We start from the raw sequence: 16,751 nt of genomic DNA, 5'->3' as shown, positions 1-16,751 counted from the left end.
CGCGTGGCGTATTCTCTCAAGCACTGATCGCTGAGAGATTTCCCATGACCGACGCTGCTACGTACGAAACCGATCGGAACCATCATGATGCCCGGATGGCATGGCGTGCCATCCTGTCGGCATTCTGCGCTTGCCTGATCGGCATCGGCCTTGCCCGTTTCGCCTATACGCCGCTTCTGCCTGCCATCGTCGATGCCCACTGGTTCGAAGCTTCGGCAGCCGCCTATCTCGGTGCCGCAAATCTTTCCGGTTATCTGGTCGGCGCTCTACTCGGACGCCCGGTTGCTGCTCGTATTTCCAGTGTCCTGACGCTCAGGATCATGATGCTTGCCGCAACGGCAGCCTTCTTTGCCTGCGCCTTTCCTGTCAGCTTTCCATGGTTCTTCGCATGGCGTTTCACAGCCGGCATTGCCGGTGGCGCCCTGATGGTACTCGCGGCGCCGACCGTCCTGCCGCTGATCGCACCGTCTCGCCGAGGGCTTGCCAGCGGGGTGATCTTCATGGGCATCGGCGCCGGTGTTGCCCTATCGGGCACATTGGTTCCGCTGCTGCTGCAACAGGGGCTGCGCGAGACATGGCTTGGCCTCGGCGCCCTATCGCTGCTGCTCACTATCATTGCCTGGGCCGGATGGCCACACGCCGTCTCCGATCACCCCACCGCGTCCCACCATGCCACACATGTGCCAAAACGTTGGACGCTGCGCGCGCTCTACGTTGAATATGCGCTGAACGCCGCCGGCTGGGTTCCGCACATGATCTTCCTCGTGGATTTCGTTGCCCGCGGATTGGGAGAGGGCTTGCAGGTCGGCGCCGAATACTGGGTGCTGTTTGGCCTCGGCGCCACCATCGGCCCGCTCCTTGCCGGCCATCTGGCTGATCGCACGGGTTTTGCCGCAGCGCTGCGGTTCGCCTTTCTTCTCGAGGCTGTCGCGGTCGCCATTCCCGCCTTTGGCCTCGGGCAGGCTTGGCTCATCGCCTCGAGCCTGATCGTCGGCGCCTTCGTGACCGGCACGGTTCCCCTGATGCTCGGCAGGATCGCAGAACTGCTGCCGCACCATCCGGCGCAACAGAAAGTCGCCTGGAGCCTGGCAACCGTATTCTTCGCACTGTTTCAGGTAGCCGCCGCCTATGGACTTTCCTTCATCTTCGCCCGAACCGGCGGAAACTACGGCATGCTCTTCTTGATCGGGGCCGGCGCCATGGTTCTTGCCCTGGCGATCGACCTCTCCGTCGCAGTGTTTATCCGCACCCCGCGGGAGCACGCCCAGGATCATGATTCATAACAGCAGGAGAATTAGACATGGCAGAACTTTTGACTGAGATTACCGGCAGCGAAAACATGGTGGGAGATGGCAGCGCCCTTGATGCGCTCATCGGCTTTTATCGCGCCTTCAATGCCGGCGACCTGGAAGCACTTGCCGCCAACTGGGCTGATGGCGACAGGCCAAGCATGGACAATCCGATCGGAGGCATCCGGCGCGGATGGCCGTCGATCCGCGAGGGCTATGCGAAGCTGTTTGGTGGGAAGGCGAAAGTCCGGGTCGCATTCCACGATTTTACCAGCCAGGGCGGCGATGACTGGCACCTGTTCGTCGGTCGAGAGAGAGGAAGCTGCGTCACGGCCGGCAGGAGTATCGAGCTTCGCATTCGCACCACGCGCTGGTTCACCCGGATCGACGGCGTCTGGCGTCAGCTTCACCATCACGGCTCCATAGAGGAACCTGCCCTGCTTACCGCCTATCAGGAAATCATCTTCGGCGCGCCATTGGAGCGACCGGCGTAGAGATTGTCACGAGATTTGGCCTACGTTCCAGAATCGGTTGCTCGGTGTCGAAAAGCTGTGGCCCGACGATTGCGTGCTAATGCCCGGGTTCAGGCCGCAAAAGACAACCTTCAGCCCGTTCTCGAGTATGTCGGGCTCATAATCGGCCATGTCGATCCGGCTCGAAAGATCGTCGATGCATCCGAGGAAATAAGTTTCGATCTCTTCGAGGACCTCGGCGGGCAAGGCGCCCGTTTCGGCAGATGATGGCACCTAATTTGAGATTTTTCAGCGCGACTTTGGCGCTTGGCGCCTTCCGGTTTGGCGATAACCATTTGTTATAATTGGTATTTTCGGATGAAGATTGGCCGTAGGCAGCCATCCTTCCTACGGCGGCGAATCTCACATTAAGTGCCAAAATCGAAGCCAGAATCTCAAATTAAGTGCGGCGCTGTCTCGTTGAAATTATTGCATGCGGAGTCTTGCGATTAAATGCAAAACGACACCTTGCATGATCGTCAACGATTGCGCTTCGACAGTGCCATCCCAGCGCGACAACAAACTCTCAGGCTTTGGAAAACATCTTTCCGAAGCCTTTGACATGCGAGCAGTCGTAACCGATCGTCGCCAGCGCACCGTAGATGGCCGTCGCGACGCTGTCGTGGATTGCGATACCGTAAGCGGCTTCCAGCTTATCGACGAGAGGCGCTCCAGCCAGGTTGGTGCAGAAGACAGCGACCGAGTCCGGCTGCGAAGGAACCAGTTCGGCAACCATCCCAGCGATCGTTTCGGGACCAACCTGGCTAAAGCTGAAATTGTCCCGGATGCCCTGATGCCTTTCGCAGATGACCTCGATCCCCTCATTCGCGAATGATTCGATGATGGCAGCCTGCACATCGGACGTATAGGGCGAGGCGAGACCGATCCGGCTCTCCTTCCTCTGGTGCATGACATCGAACAGTGCAAGGACCGACGTCGACGCCTTTATGCCGGTCACCTCGGTAATACGCTCGCAAAGCCGACGATCGCTGTCCAGACCCAGCCATCCGGCACTGGTGCCATTCCAGACGATGACATCGACCTTCGCGTCGGCAAGCAGCTCTGCCGCCGTCATCATCGGGCGGTCCTCGAACTGGTTCAGCAGTGCGGCGTCAAGGCCGATTGCGGTAACCCGGAACCTCGAAAAATGCGCAGTCACGTCGGGCAGGTCCTTGAGCATCTGCGTGGTGACCGGTTCGAGGACCGTGTTGGATGAAGGGGTGAGCATTCCGATGCGAAGCGGGTTCACTGACGTGTCCTGAAGATGAGATGGGTCAAGCATGAATGGGTGGCCGGCCGAGCTTCGGCAAAACAGCCTCGAAGGCTGCGGCTGCGGACAGCACCTTGGCGTCACCGAGATGCTGGCCGACGATCTGCAGCCCGATGGGCAAGCCACCGACCAGGCCGCACGGCACGCTGGCCGCCGGCTGTCCCGTCAGATTGAAGGGTGATGTGAACGGGCACCATTCGTAAGGCGCTATGGTTTTGCCATCAATTGTCGAGGGACCATCCTGGTCCTTGGCGAAGGCGGTGACTGAAAGGGTTGGCGTCAAGATGAAATCATAATGGCTCATGACCTTGGCAATTTCGTCGGCAAAGGCCTTGCGCGCGGTAATCGCGTCCGTCGCGTCCTCGAACGGGCGTGATTCAGCCAGAAGAGCGGTCACCGCCTGCGAGACCGCTACCGGCTTGTCTTTTAGCAGCTTGCGCAAGCCGGTGAGGTCGGTCTCCAACGCCACCATTGCCTTGAATGTCGCATGCACGTCGATTTCGGGTGGAGCGCCAACGGTCAGTTGGAGACCACAGGCTTCAGCCAAAAGAGCGACGGCCTTGTCTGTCGCGTCCTTGAGGCCCTGCTCGATTGTCTGATCATGCCATGTTCGCCAGTAGAGAACCTTGGTGCCAGGGGGCAGCGGAGCAATATCGGTCCATGAAAGGTCTGCGCAGGGGATCGACCAGCGATCGCGCGGATCGGGACCAGCGATGACAGATAGCATGAGGGCGGCATCAGCGACATCGCGCGCGATCGGTCCGATATGCTCGATCGACTCCCAGCCGGAGACCCCCGGAAGTGATATGTCGCGGCATCCAGGCCACAGCGGAACGCGCCCCATTGCGGCCTTGACACCGACGAGCCCCGAGAGGGCGGCTGGTAGTCGGACAGAACCGCCACCATCGCTTCCGATTGCGATGGGGCACACGCCTGCCGCGACAGCGGCGGCCGAACCTGCGCTGGAGCCGCCAGGAGAGCGGTCCGTGTTCCATGGGTTTCCGGTTGCCGGAAACAGGAGATTATTGCCATGTGCCCCGAAGCCGAATTCGGAAACATTCGTCTTGCCGAGGATGATGGCATCGGCCGCCTTCAGTCGCTCGACGACGATGTCGTCTTCATCGGGAATATAGTCTGCATAGAGGTTGGAGCCGAACGTCGTCCTGAGACCCTTCGTCAGAACGAGGTCCTTGATGGCGACGGGTACACCCGCCAGCGGGCCGACCGGCTCGCCACGCACGATCCGCTGGTCCAACGCATCGGCGGTTTTATAGGCTTCCTCGCGGGCCAACGTTGTAAAGGCGTGGATAACAGGCTCGATCTTGTCGAGCGCCGCAAACGCAGCATCAAGGACGGCGCGTGCCGATAGCGCTCCGGATGCGACCTGTTCAGCGATATGACGCGCTGTCATGGTTGGGTATTCATCGATAAGCATGGAACCTCCTTGTGGGGAAATATTCATGGTGATGGCGCTTTTTCGGCCGGCTCAGCCAGCAGCAACCGCTCAAGCGCAGGGGAGAGGCCGAGCGAGGCTTTTGGATCGGGGCGTCTGAACGTGCCAGCGGATGCCTTTTTCGGATTGAGCGCGGCCAGCAATTCTGCTTGTTTCACGGCCGCGACGATGGATTCGACGACGGGGACGGAAACCCGTTCGCGTACACGCGATGCGAGGCCTGCCAGAGGGGCGCCAGCGAGAATGATGACATCGGCACCATCTTCGTCGATAGCTTTTCTGGACAAGTCGATCAGAAGCTCTTCCTTTTCGTCCTGTACATTCGCCAGCGATGCAAACGGCTCGTCGAGCAACCTGATGCTTGCCAATCTTTCCACAAGCCCGTGCATTGCAGCACATTCGCGGAACCAAGGACCCAGTGCCCGCGAAAAAGAAACAATCGAGAAGCGTTGACCAAGCATGCAGGCGCTGAGCATTGCAGCTTCGGCAAGTCCAATGACCGGGACGGACATCAGCTCCCGGGCGCCTCCGAGGCCCGGATCGCCGAAGGCAGCGATGATCGCAATATCAAAACTGCCTTCCCGCTCAGCAAGGACATCGAGCACAATGCCGGACGCGATCGCGGCTTCAGCCCGCGTGGCAATATAGGACACGCCCCGCGGAGCCGTAACTGGGACGAGTGTCGATCCCGGCGAAAGGAAGGGCTTTGCCACACGAACGAGCAGGTCGGTGACTTCTATCGAGGTGTTGGGATTGAAGAGCAGTATGCGGGTCATCAGGGATTTCCTCCGGTCGCGCGGTGACACGCGACGAGGCTGCCAACTCCATGAGATGTGAGAGGCGGCATTGCCGTGGTGCATATGGGTAGCTCTACAGGGCACCTTCCGGCGAAGCGGCAGGCGTTCTGATCGGGATCGATGGGACTCGATGCGGAGCCTTCGAGCTTGGTTCGATCGTCACTTTTACGCTCCGGATCCGGGATCGCGTCAATGAGCGCGCGTGTGTAGGGGTGACGGGGTTCATGGAAGACCGACTTCGACGGGCCAAACTCGACAATGCGGCCGAGATACATCACCGCTATCTTGTCGCAGAGCAGGCGCACGACATTGAGGTCATGCGAGACAAACAGATAGCTCATGCCGCGTTGCTTCTGCAGCTTGGCGAGAAGGTGCAGGATCAAAGACTGTACCGAGACATCAAGGGCCGAGGTCGGCTCATCCAGCACAAGCAGCTTGGGCTTGACTGCTATGGCGCGCGCTATACCGACGCGTGCTTTCTGACCACCGGACAGTTGATGCGGATAGCGACTGCCGTACTCCCGTGGAAGGCCGACATCGTCCAGTGCGGCAAGCACCATGGCGAAAATGTCTTCCTTTGAACCGCCCACAAGCCGCCTCAACGGATCAGCTATGGCCTGGAATACGGTGAAGCCGGGATTGAGGCTCTCGGTCGGATCCTGGAAGACGACCTGAATATCGCGTCTGAGCGAGGAGGCGCCAAAGTTCCTGGCGGGGATCTTGCCGATTTCGACGCCTGAGAGCTCTATCTCGCCGACGGTCGGATCGACCAGGCGCGCCAGGACGCGCGCCAGGGTCGACTTTCCGCATCCGGATTCGCCGACCAGGCCGATGCACTCACCTTCGCCGATCGTCAGATCGACCTCGTCGACCGCATGCAACATCTTGCGCCTTAGTGTCCCGACGGGAAAGCGCTTCGAAAGGCCACGAACCTTCATCAAGGGAGTATGGGAAACTGTCATAGCGGGTGCCTGCAGCGGACTGAGTGATCATTGCCCAGGGGCGCGAGCGCGACATGCCCGGTTTCGCAATCGGGCTGGCGCCTGTCGCAGCGATGGAGAAACCGGCAGGAAGGGAGGTCGCGCGTGAGGTCGGGGAGACTGCCGGGTATCGAAGACAGGTCCTCAAGCTCGGTATGAGCAGTCGGCGTGGCGGCGAAAAGCCCTTTTGTGTAGGGGTGCGCAAAATGTGCCCGAAGCTCATTGGCGGGTGCCATCTCAACCATATGGCCAGCATGCATAACGACGATGCGGTCACAATATTCTCCGGCGAGAGCCAGATCGTGGGTGATCAGGATGGAGGACATCCTTGTCTCTCGGACAAGATCGCGCATGAGATCCATGACGACAGCCTGGGTCGTGACATCGAGGCCTGTGGTCGGCTCATCTGCGATCAGAAGGGACGGCGAGCAGGACAGCGCCATTGCGATCATCACCCGCTGGCACATTCCGCCCGAGAGCTCGAAGGGATAGGCATTGTAACGTCTTTCCGGGTCGGGAATGCGCACCTTTTCCAGTGCCGCGATGGCAGCCGCCCGGGCATTCGAGCGGGTCACGGGGCCGTGCCGCCTCAACACGTCCTCGATCTGCCTGCCGACCTTCATGATCGGATTGAGGGCCGTGCGCGGGCTCTGGAAGATCATCGACAGTTCGCGCCCGCGGATGGAGGCAAGCGGCGAGTTCGGTCCGGCAAGGTCGATGCCACCGAATTCGATGGCATCGGCCTTGATTTCGGCATTCTCGTCGAGAAGTCCCATCAGTGCGTAGGAAAGGACGGATTTCCCGGAACCGCTTTCACCCACGATGCCGAGCACTTCACCCTTGCCGAGAGAGAAGCTGACGTCGTCGAGCACCTTGACCGTGCCGGATCGCGTTTTGAAGCTGACACTGAGGTTTTTGACTGAGAGCAAAGGGACGGTCATGTGCGTCTCCTTGGATCGATGATATCCCGGAGGCCATCACCGATGAGGTTGAAGCAGAAAACGGTGATGACGAGGGCCGCGCCCGGAAAGACAAAGGTCCACCACTCGCCCGAGAAAATGTAGGACGCGCCTTCAGACACCATGATCCCCCATTCTGGCGTCGGCGGGCGCACGCCGAGGCCGATGAAGGAAAGGCCTGCCGCATTCAGGATCGCCCAGCCGAGATTGAGAGAACCCTGGACCATCATTGTCGGCAGAATGTTCGGCACGATGTGAAAGGTCAGCAGCCGTAACGAGCGGTTGCCACCCATTCGGGCTGCCTCGACGAATGTCATGTCGCGCCGGACATTGACCTCGCTGCGCGCAAAGCGCGAGTAAAAGGGCAGGTTGATGATCGCCGTTGCCAGCACGATGTTCTCGACGCTGTTGCCGAGCGCAGCAACGATACCCATCGCCAGGACAAACAGCGGGAATGCCATGATCGTGTCCATGACGCGCCCGATGATTGCGTCGATCCAGCCGCCGAAATAGCCGGCGATTGCCCCTGTTCCCGTTCCGATGATGAAGGAAAGCGCAACGGCACCGATTGCCATCCCGATATCCAGTCGCGTGGCGATGGCGACGCGGCTGAGGATGTCACGGCCGAGCGCGTCCGTGCCGAACAGGTGCGTCAGGGTCGGCGACTTCAACGCCGCAGATGTGTCGACGGCCAGTGGATCATATGGAATGAGCCATGGAGCGAAGATTGAGATAACGACAAAGAGCAACAGGATGATCGCCGCGGCCAGCGTCAGCTTGTTTTCCGCGGCCATATGGCGGGCATCACGCCAGAAGGTGCTGGCATGGGCGTTCGAAGAGACTGCGTCAACCATCGTAGCGAACCCTCGGATCGATAGCGGCGGCCGCGAGGTCGACCACCAGATTAAGCAGGATGTAAAGGATGGCCATCATCAGCACGAAGCCTTGGACCGCGGCGTAATCCGAGGTGATGACTGCATTGACTGCATAGGCGCCGATGCCCGGCCAGGCGAAGACCTGCTCGACGAGCACGTTGGCGCCGAGCAGAAAGGAAAAGACCATGCCAAGGATGTTGATGACGGGAAGCATGGCGTTGCGCAGGCCGTGTCCATAAATCACCTTTGTGCGTGAGAGGCCCATCGCACGTGCGGTACGGCAGAAATCGCTCGAGAGCGAGGCCAGCATCGATGCGCGGGCGATGCGCGCAATCGGTGCCAGCGCAAACAGGCCAAGCGAAATCGAAGGCAGCACCAGTTGTGAAAGGGATGCGCAGAAGGCAGAAACGTCGCCGGCAAGCAGTGTATCGATGAGATAGAGCCCGGTGATGGTCGGCGGCACTGTAAAATAGGTGTCGTTCAACCGTCCGAGCGGCTCAGGTGCGATGCCAAGTCTGAAATAGAAGACATAGAGAAGGCCGAGCGCAACGAAAAACGTCGGGAAGGCAGCGCCGACGGAGACAATGATGCGACAGAGGTGGTCGATCATCTTTCCGGGCCTTGTTGCAGCGGCGATGCCAAGCGGCAAGCCGATGAGCATTGCGAAGATGAGTGCACAGAGCGTCAGTTCGATCGAGGCGGGAAGCCGCGTTACGAGGTCCTGGAAAACAGGCTGGCCGCTGGACAGCGACATTCCAAGGTCACCATGCAGCACGCGGCTGACATAGTCACCGAACTGAAACCAGAGCGGTCTGTCCAGTCCGAGCGCCGTGCGGATCTGCGCTATGCTTTCCGGCGTTGCCGAAGAACCCGCATAATAGGCCGCTGGATCGCCCGGCAATGCGCGCGCCAGCACGAAGGTCACGATCACGACACCGATGACGCTTGGAATTGCCGTGGCAATTCGCTTTGCAAAACTGAGGACTATCTTCAAGGGCTCAATCTCCGCGCCAGTTCGGGCGCATGGTCGATCCGGGAATTCGGTCGGGAGCCGAACCGGAATCCGGCTCCCTCGTTGCGTTCTATTCTTTCGAGATCGACTTCAGGTCGAGATGCGTGTGGAACCAATAGACGTAGCCCTTCACGTTCTTCTGCATCGCGATGTCAGAGTAGAGGTGGGCAACCGGAACACGCGGCACATCATCCATTGCGATGCCGTTCATCTTGGTGATGATCGCATCATAGGCTTTCGGATCGCTCTCGAAGCGCGCCTGGTCGATCAACTTGTCCAACTCCGGGTTCGAATAGTTGGCGGTGTTGAAGACGCTGTTATTCTTGCCGTCATAGGTCCAGAAGTAGAAGTACTCCGGATAGTCGAGCCAGCCGTAGAAGTAGTTTATGTCCATGGGCATGCTCTTTGAGCCCATCTTGGCGAACCATTCGGAGCCCGGTACCTTGTGGATCTCGATGCTGATGCCGATCTTTTTGAGCTGTTCCTGAATGAGCAGTGCCATCGGCTCCTGAACAGTCGTCTGGCTCATGTCGATGTAAAGATCCGTTTTGAAGCCGTCGGCATAGCCGGCCTCCTTCAGAAGTGCCTTGGCCTTATCGAGATCGGTGTTGTATTTCGACGCCACCGGCCACTTCGGCGCGTATGGGGCTGACGGATCGGCGCCGAAGAGCGGTTCGCCGCGCTGATAGAGCGCCTGCTTCATGATGCTGTCGTAGGGGAGGGCGTAGGCAATCGCCTGGCGTACGCGCTTGTCGTCGAATGGCTTCATCGTCACGTTAAGGTCAACGTTGAACTGTTCGTTCTGCATCAGCGTGCCGATGACGTTGACCTTTCCTGCGGCTGCAAGCTCGGCATAATCTTTCGGAGGCAGTCCGACCGATACGTCCACATCGCCCTTCTCAAGCAGGGCGCGGCGAGTGCCCGGCGACGCGATCTCGCGCAGGACGACACGCTTCAGCGCCGGCGTCGGGCCAGACTTCCAGTTGTCGAAGCGGTCGAAAACGATCCGGTCGCCGCTTTTCCAGCTTCCTACCTTGAATGGGCCGCCGCCGGCATCGTTCAACGAAGTCCACTTCAACGCCCAGGGATCGTCGGTCGTCGCATGCTGCAGGGCAAGTTTCTTGTTGACGACGTAGGGAACGGGGACAGCCAGATCCGGCAGGGTAAGCTTGTCGGCGACGGGGAGGGTAATCTTGAAGGTATGGGTATCAACGACGGAGAACTGCTTCGGATCGGTCAGCGAGCCGGCCGCCATCTGAACCGTCGGAAAGCCGCCGACCGAAACGGCACGGTCAAAGGACCATTTCACATCATCGGCGGTAACGGGTGAGCCGTCGTGAAAGGTTGCATCTTCGCGGAGATGGAAGATCAGGGTCTTGCCGCCGTCCTGGATTTCCCAGCTTTTGGCAAGCTCCGGCTGGATCTTGGTGGCATCATACATCACCTTGCCATCGGGCAGGGTTTTCGTACCGTGGGTGATCAGGCGATCGTAAAGCTGCCAGGATGCCATCTGCGCGAATTCGTTTGCAGCGGGAGCCATGGCGTCGAGGGAGTTCGGGCCGTGTTCGGCGACCTCGATCAGGACGTCCTTCGGGGTTTCGGCATGGGCAATGCCATGGAGCAGACCGAGCGACAGGGTCGCTGCAATCCAGAGTGACGTATGGGAGCGGTAGGCTTGCATGCGAGCGATCGCGAATTTGCTTATGGCCATGGAGGCGACACCTTCTGCTAATGTGGCGGACATGACAGGCTTTGCAAGCAATATGCCAATTTCTAATTCATTGATTATATTATGTATCTTTACAAAGTGCATTATTTATGTAATTGTATCCATGCTTTCAATATGGCCAGAATGCTTGATTTTTGAGCATGCAAAATGCTTGCTCGATGACCGGTCAGTTCGATATCAGTGAGACGGATAAGGGTGAGAACAGTCGGGGAAACAGTCATGGATGACGACGATGATACGCCTTCGCCAGCACCTTATGCGGTGGCGATAAAGCGCGCGTCCCTCCATCATCACGTCGTCGACAAGCTTCGCGAAATGGTCAGTCGTGGCGACTTGCCTGCTGGCGAGCGGCTGAACGAAGTTGCCCTTGCCCAGGCGATCGGCGTTTCGCGCACGCCCATGCGCGAGGCGGTGAAGCTCCTTGCGTCAGAGGGGCTGCTTGAGTTGCTGCCGGGTCGCGGAGCACGCGTGCGCCAGTTTTCTGCCGAAGAACTGTTCGATGTGTTCGATGTGCTTGGCGCTCTCGAAAGGCATGCCATCGAAATCGCTGTTTCGAAGCTGACGCCCAAGGCGTTGACCGAAATCGAGCGTCTGCACAATCAGATGAGCGAGGCCTACGCGAAGCGGAACCAGAAGAGCTATTTCAAGGCTAACCAGAAGCTTCATGCTCTTATTGTCGATCTTGCGGGCAATCCGGCCTTGTCGAACACCCACATGACGTTGACGAAGCAGTCGGTCCATAATCGCCACGAGACACTGATCTCGGAACAGCGCTGGAAAGAGTCTGTTGCCGAGCATCAGGCGATATTCGAGGCGATCGTCAAGGCCGACGCTACCCTTGCAGGCCTGCTGATGCTTGATCATAGCCGAAAGACCGGGGCGGCTGTCGTCGACGCCGCCCGTGCTGCCAATGAAATCCGGGCGAGTAGCAGAAAATGAGCGAATTCGACTTGATCATTGCCAATGGCACGGTCGCGACGGCAGCTAACGTTTTTGCAGCCGACATCGCCGTCAAGGATGGCAAGATCGTTCAGATCGGCCAAAACCTTACCGGCAGCAAGCGCCAAATCGATGCTTCAGGCAAGTTCGTGCTGCCCGGAGGCATCGACAGCCATGTACATATTTCCCAGCCTTCCGGGGAAGGGATTGTCATGGCAGATGATTTCGAGAGCGGCACGCTATCCGCTCTATTCGGGGGCAACACAACGATCATGCCATTCTGTTTGCAAGAGAAGGGACAGTCAATGCGGGAAGCGTTGACGGCCTATCACGCTCTTGCCGACAGCCAATGCTATACGGATGTCAGCTTTCATCTGATCATCTCGGATCCGACCGCATCGGTTCTCGGTCAGGAACTGCCGGCGCTTGTTGCCGATGGATACACTTCCCTCAAGGTCTTCATGACCTACGAGGGTCTGCGCCTGAACGATGCTGAGATTCTAAAAGTGCTGGACGTCTCGCGCGAGACGGGCGCCACCGTCATGGTCCATTGCGAAAACGAGGACGCGATCCAATTCCTGATCGCAAAGCACGAGCTTGCCGGCGACGTGGCACCCCGCGCGCATGCCTCGACGCGTCCGATTGCCGTCGAGCGTGAAGCGACACATCGCGCGCTGTCACTGGCGGAGGTCGTTGATGTGCCGATCGTCATCGTCCACGTATCCAACGGTGAAGCCATGGACGAGATTGCAAGGGCGCGTGCGCGAGGCGTGAAGGTGGTAGGGGAAACGTGCCCGTAATATCTGGTGCTAACTGCCAAGGATCTTGATGGCATGGATTGGGAAGGCGCCAAGATGGTCTGCTCGCCGCCGCCGAGAGATGAGGCTGCACAGGCGGACTGCTGGCGGGGGATTGAGACGGGTGTATTCGATCTCTTTTCGTCGGATCACTGCCCGTTTCGTTATGATGACCCGCAAGGCAAGCTCAATCCAAAGGGCTCTGTCAATTTCCGGCATATTCCAAACGGAATTCCGGGCGTCGAGACCAGGCTACCGATCCTATTCTCCGAAGGAGTGATGAAAGGTCGCATCGATCTGCCACGTTTCGTTGCCCTGACTTCGACCAATCATGCAAAGACGTATGGCCTCTATCCGCAGAAGGGGTCGATGGCGATCGGTGCAGATGCCGACATTACGATCTGGGACCCGGAGGCCAAGCGAACGATCCGACACGCCGAACTCCATGACGGGTCCGATTACTCCCCTTATGAAGGCATGGACGTCACGGGCTGGCCAGTTACAACGATCGTTGCGGGTGCTGTCATGGTCGAGGATGGTATTCTGGTCGGCAAGAAGGGGCAGGGCAAATATCGCCCAGCAACCACGCGCCCCGTTGGAATTCGCGGCCAGGCATAAAGCGACATGACAATGAAACTGAAAATCATCGCCGGCCCCTTCACCTTCGATGCAAAGCTTGAAACCGAGAAGGCGCCGAAAACCTGCGAGGCATTCCTTAAACAGATGCCGCTCAGCGGAAAGATCGTGCACGTCCGCTGGTCAGGTGAAGGTGTGGATACCGTTGGGCAATTACGAATTTGGCGTGAGCGATGAGAACCACACCAACCATCCGGCACCTGGCCACATCATCCTTTATCCCGGTGGCATCAGTGAAACCGAAATCCTGATTGCCTATGGCGGTGTCGGTTTCTCGTCCAAGATGGGCCAGCTTGCCGGCAATCACTTTATTACGATTACCTCGAATTTGGATCAGCCTGCAGAACTTGGGAAGATGACACTATGGCAAGGGGCGCAAAGGATAAAGTTCGAAGCAGCTTAATCTTCTGCGCTTATTTACGGGGTCGGCGGTTCGGTTCCCTTCAATCAGAACTTAGGCCAAGTGGCGTGGACCTCCAAGGATAGGTTACTCGCTTAAGATTACGTGACTACTCTCGTGAAAAGAGGCAAATGAACATCAAGATCGTGCGCGGCTAAATCAATGATGTTATTGATGAAATACAAGAAAAGCGATCGAAGACAATCGTAGAGTCTGCCGCTCGCGGGGGGAAATAGCAGAGCGTCGGGAGTCTGTCACAATCAGCGCGTCCGGCAGACGCTCGTCTGCAACGCGCACGGTTTCATAGTACATCCAACTCAGCTCCCGGTAAAATTCACGATGCTCTCACTATCCATGAAAGCCGGCAACCTGCTTCGGTATGAGGAAGCGTACGGTCAGGCTGCACAGAAGAACTGTGAACAGCAGGACGAGCGCGACCAGCGCGTTGATGTCAGGCGAAAAACCGAGACGCATCATCGCCCAGAGCCGCACCGGCAGTGTGCTCTGGGTGCCGGTTACGAGGATCGTGATCATCGTCTCGTCGAATGACAGCGCGAAGGCGAGGATTGCACCGCCGGCCATGGCGCTGGAGAGATTGGGCAGGATCACGCGCCAGAACGTCTGCCAGCCGTTTGCGCCCAGATCATAGGAGGCTTCCACCAAAGTCCGGCTCACGGACTGCAGGCGGGTCAGGATCGTCCGGTAGACGATTGCCAGAACGAAAATGGTGTGCCCGATGACGATGGTCACCAGCGATCGATCGAAATTTATCTCGCGAAAGAAGATCAGCAGCGCCAGGCCGCTGATGACGGGCGGCATCAGGAATGGGAGGAAGACGATGAACTGCAAGGCACCGCCACCTGCACGATGACTGTGATAGTAGAGCGCCAGAAGCGTGCCGCAGACAACGGAAAGCACGACGGTGCACAGGCCGACGATCAGGGTGGCACGCAGGGCAGCCAATACGTCGGTGTTTTCAGTCAGTGCGATGTAGGCGGAAAGCGTCGGCGTCGACCAGTCCGCCTGCCCGTGGTTTATGACAAAGAACGACGAAACGATAGGCACGAACAGCGGGCTGTAAAGCAATATGGCGACCAGCGCGGTGATGGCTGCGAGCAGAATGGTTGAAAGGCGCATAGTGTTCATCGGGGCAGTCCCTTCTGGCGGCCGAAGCGCTCGCCGGCCAGGATCGCGGCGATGACGACCACGGCGAGTGCGACAGAAAGGGCCGCGCCGAACGGCCAGTTGAACGCCGTTCCGAACTGGCTGTAGAGAATGCGGCCGAAGGTGAAGCCATTGACGCCACCAACCATCTGCGGTGTGAGGAAGTCGCCGATGGCAAGGACGAAGACGAAACTCGCAGCTGAGGCGATGCCGGGAACGCTTAAGGGAAGCGTGATACGCATGAATGTCTGGATGCTGCTTGCGCCCAGATCAGCGGAGGCGCGCAGCAGCACCTGCGGAATTCGCTCAAGCGCCAGGAAGATCGGCAGAATGGCAAAGGGGATCAAGAGCAGTGTCAGGGTAAGGAGGATGGCGTTCATGTTGAATACGAAGAGTGACGAAGGCTTTTCCAGGATGCCCAGTCCCACGAGCATGGTATTGAGAAAGCCGCTCTGTCCGAGGATGCTGCGGATGGCGTAGATCTTGATGACGTAGCTCATGAGAAGCGGCACCATGAGCATCATCAGCATGATGTATCGCCAGCGCCCATGCAGGGTCGTCAGGAAATAGGCGGCGGGATAGCCGAGCAGCACGCAGATGACCGACACCGAAAGGCACAGCACGCAGGTGCTCCAGAATATCGGCAGGAACACCGGCTCGGTGAAGAAGCGGACGTAGTTGGCGACGGTCAGGGTGTAGTTGATCTCCCCGTGGTCGACGCTGAAAAAGCTGTAGGCGAGGAACATCAGCAACGGCGCGACGATAAAGAAGACCGGCAGCGCGAAAGCGAGCAGCGTGACAAGCGCCTGATATCGGCCTGAGCGCCCGTTCATGCCAGCACCAGATGGGATTCGCGCGCGGAAAAGGACAGCGCCATCGTTTCTCCCTGCCGAAACTGGCTTCCTATGGCGCGGCTGGGGACGCGCAGCCGGAGATGCTGTCCGGCTGCATCGATATGGGCGACGGTTGATGAGCCGCTGAAGGCGCAGTCTCTCACCGAGCCGGAAAAGCGGTTGACGCTATCTTCCGCACCTGCAGGGCTCAGCGCTTCGGGACGGAAGACGGCAAAGGCCGCCTGGCCTTCCGCAGCCGCCCGCAGATCCGGCTGGTTTCCGATGCAACAGCTGAGCCGCCCGAGCGGCGTATCAATCGCACGGAAGTCACCGTCGACGACGCCCAGCTTTCCTGGCACCAGGTTGTTCTCGCCGAAGAAGCGGGCGACGAACTCGCAGCTGGGCCTGTAGTAGAGTTCATGCGGAGTTCCAAGCTGGCGGATGCGGCCGGACTCCATGACGCAGATCCGGTCGGCCATGCCTATGGCCTCCTCTTGGTCATGGGTGACGAAAAGGAAGGTCGTCTTGATTTCGCGCTGGATCGATTTCAGGAATTCCTGCATCTGGCGGCGCAATTCCAAATCGAGCGCGGCAAGCGGCTCATCGAGCAGGACGAGGCGTGGCTCGCATATGAGTGCGCGCGCCAAGGCCACGCGCTGCCGCTGGCCGCCGGAGAGCTGCGCCGGATAGCGCTCGGCGAATTTGCCGAGCTGGACCAGATCCAGGGCCTCCGTGACACGGCGCTTTATCTCGGGCCGAGGCCTGCGGCGAATGGAGAGACCATAGCCGATATTGGCAGCAACGGTCATGTGCGGGAAAAGCGCGTAGTCCTGAAAGACGGTGTTGAATGGCCGACGATTGATCGCCACGCGGCTGATATCGCGGTCATCAAGATAGATTGCCCCCGATGTTACCGATTCAAGGCCGCCAATCAGGCGCAATACCGTTGTCTTGCCGGAGCCGGAAGGTCCGAGAACCGTGAGAAACTCGCCATCCCGGATAGCAAGATCGATCTCGTGCAGCACCGGTACCGGGCCATAGCTTTTCGAAACGGCCCGCAGACTGAGCAGGTCCAGAGATTGTGTCATCTTATACTCTCGGTCTGA

The 16,751-nt window shown here is 58.8% G+C and carries 14 protein-coding genes and 3 pseudogenes; 5 read left to right on the top strand and 12 right to left on the bottom strand.

The features are described 5' to 3' along the window. Positions 1-44: 44 nt before the first annotated feature. Together FHT28_RS32965 and FHT28_RS32960 are read left to right on the top strand one after the other, a co-directional pair. Positions 45-1,283 carry a YbfB/YjiJ family MFS transporter gene (locus tag FHT28_RS32965; protein ID WP_168598539.1) on the top strand — a complete coding sequence of 413 codons (1,239 nt, stop codon included), beginning with the start codon at positions 45-47 and terminating at the stop codon, positions 1,281-1,283. Between the two features lie 17 nt (positions 1,284-1,300). Beyond that, positions 1,301-1,783: a nuclear transport factor 2 family protein gene (locus FHT28_RS32960; protein ID WP_168598538.1), complete on the top strand. Its 483-nt coding sequence runs from the start codon at positions 1,301-1,303 to the stop codon at positions 1,781-1,783. A 21-nt stretch (positions 1,784-1,804) separates the two neighbouring features. Here the strand turns inward: FHT28_RS32960 and FHT28_RS36930 are convergent. The 9 genes and pseudogenes from FHT28_RS36930 to FHT28_RS32920 all read right to left on the bottom strand — a co-directional run. Further along, a pseudogene (locus tag FHT28_RS36930) lies at positions 1,805-1,933 on the bottom strand (uracil-DNA glycosylase family protein); the annotation flags it as partial. Between the two features lie 394 nt (positions 1,934-2,327). After that, positions 2,328-3,050, bottom strand: coding sequence for an Asp/Glu/hydantoin racemase (locus FHT28_RS32955; RefSeq protein ID WP_318284000.1), 723 nt, complete (start codon positions 3,048-3,050; stop codon positions 2,328-2,330). A 25-nt stretch (positions 3,051-3,075) separates the two neighbouring features. After that, positions 3,076-4,506 (bottom strand): amidase, encoded by a 1,431-nt coding sequence (locus tag FHT28_RS32950; protein WP_168598537.1) that lies wholly within the window; start codon positions 4,504-4,506, stop codon positions 3,076-3,078. Positions 4,507-4,529: 23 nt separating this feature from the next. Next, complete coding sequence (locus tag FHT28_RS32945; RefSeq protein WP_047640029.1) at positions 4,530-5,300, bottom strand: aspartate/glutamate racemase family protein; 771 nt, start codon at positions 5,298-5,300, stop codon at positions 4,530-4,532. Continuing rightward, a complete protein-coding gene (locus FHT28_RS32940) occupies positions 5,300-6,283 on the bottom strand; it encodes an ABC transporter ATP-binding protein (protein ID WP_168598536.1) in 984 nt (327 codons plus the stop codon). The genes FHT28_RS32945 and FHT28_RS32940 overlap by 1 nt, the downstream gene beginning before the upstream one ends. Beyond that, complete coding sequence (locus tag FHT28_RS32935) at positions 6,280-7,242, bottom strand: ABC transporter ATP-binding protein (protein WP_113102550.1); 963 nt, start codon at positions 7,240-7,242, stop codon at positions 6,280-6,282. The genes FHT28_RS32940 and FHT28_RS32935 overlap by 4 nt, the downstream gene beginning before the upstream one ends. After that, on the bottom strand, positions 7,239-8,114 hold the full coding sequence (locus FHT28_RS32930; RefSeq protein ID WP_080760535.1) for an ABC transporter permease: 876 nt from the start codon (positions 8,112-8,114) through the stop codon (positions 7,239-7,241). The genes FHT28_RS32935 and FHT28_RS32930 overlap by 4 nt, the downstream gene beginning before the upstream one ends. Then, positions 8,107-9,123: an ABC transporter permease gene (locus FHT28_RS32925; protein WP_168598557.1), complete on the bottom strand. Its 1,017-nt coding sequence runs from the start codon at positions 9,121-9,123 to the stop codon at positions 8,107-8,109. The genes FHT28_RS32930 and FHT28_RS32925 overlap by 8 nt, the downstream gene beginning before the upstream one ends. A 94-nt stretch (positions 9,124-9,217) precedes the next feature. Next, positions 9,218-10,858, bottom strand: coding sequence for an ABC transporter substrate-binding protein (locus tag FHT28_RS32920; RefSeq protein WP_047640026.1), 1,641 nt, complete (start codon positions 10,856-10,858; stop codon positions 9,218-9,220). A 237-nt stretch (positions 10,859-11,095) separates the two neighbouring features. Between FHT28_RS32920 and FHT28_RS32915 the strand changes: the two genes are divergently transcribed. The 3 genes and pseudogenes from FHT28_RS32915 to FHT28_RS32905 all read left to right on the top strand — a co-directional run bounded on the left by FHT28_RS32915 (position 11,096) and on the right by FHT28_RS32905 (position 13,651). Beyond that, on the top strand, positions 11,096-11,815 hold the full coding sequence (locus FHT28_RS32915) for a GntR family transcriptional regulator (protein ID WP_168598535.1): 720 nt from the start codon (positions 11,096-11,098) through the stop codon (positions 11,813-11,815). Next, positions 11,812-13,230: pseudogene (gene hydA, locus FHT28_RS32910) on the top strand (dihydropyrimidinase). The gene FHT28_RS32915 and the pseudogene hydA overlap by 4 nt, the downstream one beginning before the upstream one ends. A gap of 12 nt (positions 13,231-13,242) precedes the next feature. Beyond that, positions 13,243-13,651, top strand: a pseudogene (locus tag FHT28_RS32905) (DUF3830 family protein). 345 nt (positions 13,652-13,996) lie between these two features. On the opposite strand, the gene FHT28_RS32900 reads toward FHT28_RS32905, so the two are convergent. Genes FHT28_RS32900 through FHT28_RS32890 form a run of 3 tightly spaced genes read right to left on the bottom strand, consistent with a single transcriptional unit; the run spans position 13,997 to position 16,733 of the window. Beyond that, on the bottom strand, positions 13,997-14,794 hold the full coding sequence (locus FHT28_RS32900; protein ID WP_168598534.1) for an ABC transporter permease: 798 nt from the start codon (positions 14,792-14,794) through the stop codon (positions 13,997-13,999). Then, positions 14,791-15,645 (bottom strand): ABC transporter permease, encoded by an 855-nt coding sequence (locus FHT28_RS32895; protein ID WP_047640021.1) that lies wholly within the window; start codon positions 15,643-15,645, stop codon positions 14,791-14,793. Before FHT28_RS32895 ends, FHT28_RS32900 begins: the two co-directional genes overlap by 4 nt. Beyond that, complete coding sequence (locus FHT28_RS32890) at positions 15,642-16,733, bottom strand: ABC transporter ATP-binding protein (RefSeq protein WP_168598533.1); 1,092 nt, start codon at positions 16,731-16,733, stop codon at positions 15,642-15,644. The genes FHT28_RS32895 and FHT28_RS32890 overlap by 4 nt, the downstream gene beginning before the upstream one ends. Between the last annotated feature and the right edge of the window lie 18 nt (positions 16,734-16,751).

Source organism: Rhizobium sp. SG570 (assembly GCF_012275345.1).
GTDB classification, from domain to species: Bacteria; Pseudomonadota; Alphaproteobacteria; order Rhizobiales; family Rhizobiaceae; genus Rhizobium; species Rhizobium lusitanum.
The sequence above is the reverse complement of the archived record's forward strand: the minus strand, read 5'-3'. Positions and strand labels throughout refer to the sequence as shown.

What these genes read in the sequence shown, in the direction of transcription:
- FHT28_RS32965 (WP_168598539.1), top strand. Translation starts at nt 45, where the DNA reads ATGACCGACGCTGCTACGTACGAAACCGATCGGAACCATCATGATGCC.
- FHT28_RS32960 (WP_168598538.1), top strand. Translation starts at nt 1,301, where the DNA reads ATGGCAGAACTTTTGACTGAGATTACCGGCAGCGAAAACATGGTGGGA.
- FHT28_RS32950 (WP_168598537.1), bottom strand. Translation starts at nt 4,506, where the DNA reads ATGCTTATCGATGAATACCCAACCATGACAGCGCGTCATATCGCTGAA.
- FHT28_RS32945 (WP_047640029.1), bottom strand. Translation starts at nt 5,300, where the DNA reads ATGACCCGCATACTGCTCTTCAATCCCAACACCTCGATAGAAGTCACC.
- FHT28_RS32940 (WP_168598536.1), bottom strand. Translation starts at nt 6,283, where the DNA reads ATGACAGTTTCCCATACTCCCTTGATGAAGGTTCGTGGCCTTTCGAAG.
- FHT28_RS32935 (WP_113102550.1), bottom strand. Translation starts at nt 7,242, where the DNA reads ATGACCGTCCCTTTGCTCTCAGTCAAAAACCTCAGTGTCAGCTTCAAA.
- FHT28_RS32930 (WP_080760535.1), bottom strand. Translation starts at nt 8,114, where the DNA reads ATGGTTGACGCAGTCTCTTCGAACGCCCATGCCAGCACCTTCTGGCGT.
- FHT28_RS32920 (WP_047640026.1), bottom strand. Translation starts at nt 10,858, where the DNA reads ATGGCCATAAGCAAATTCGCGATCGCTCGCATGCAAGCCTACCGCTCC.
- FHT28_RS32915 (WP_168598535.1), top strand. Translation starts at nt 11,096, where the DNA reads ATGGATGACGACGATGATACGCCTTCGCCAGCACCTTATGCGGTGGCG.
- FHT28_RS32900 (WP_168598534.1), bottom strand. Translation starts at nt 14,794, where the DNA reads ATGAACACTATGCGCCTTTCAACCATTCTGCTCGCAGCCATCACCGCG.
- FHT28_RS32895 (WP_047640021.1), bottom strand. Translation starts at nt 15,645, where the DNA reads ATGAACGGGCGCTCAGGCCGATATCAGGCGCTTGTCACGCTGCTCGCT.
- FHT28_RS32890 (WP_168598533.1), bottom strand. Translation starts at nt 16,733, where the DNA reads ATGACACAATCTCTGGACCTGCTCAGTCTGCGGGCCGTTTCGAAAAGC.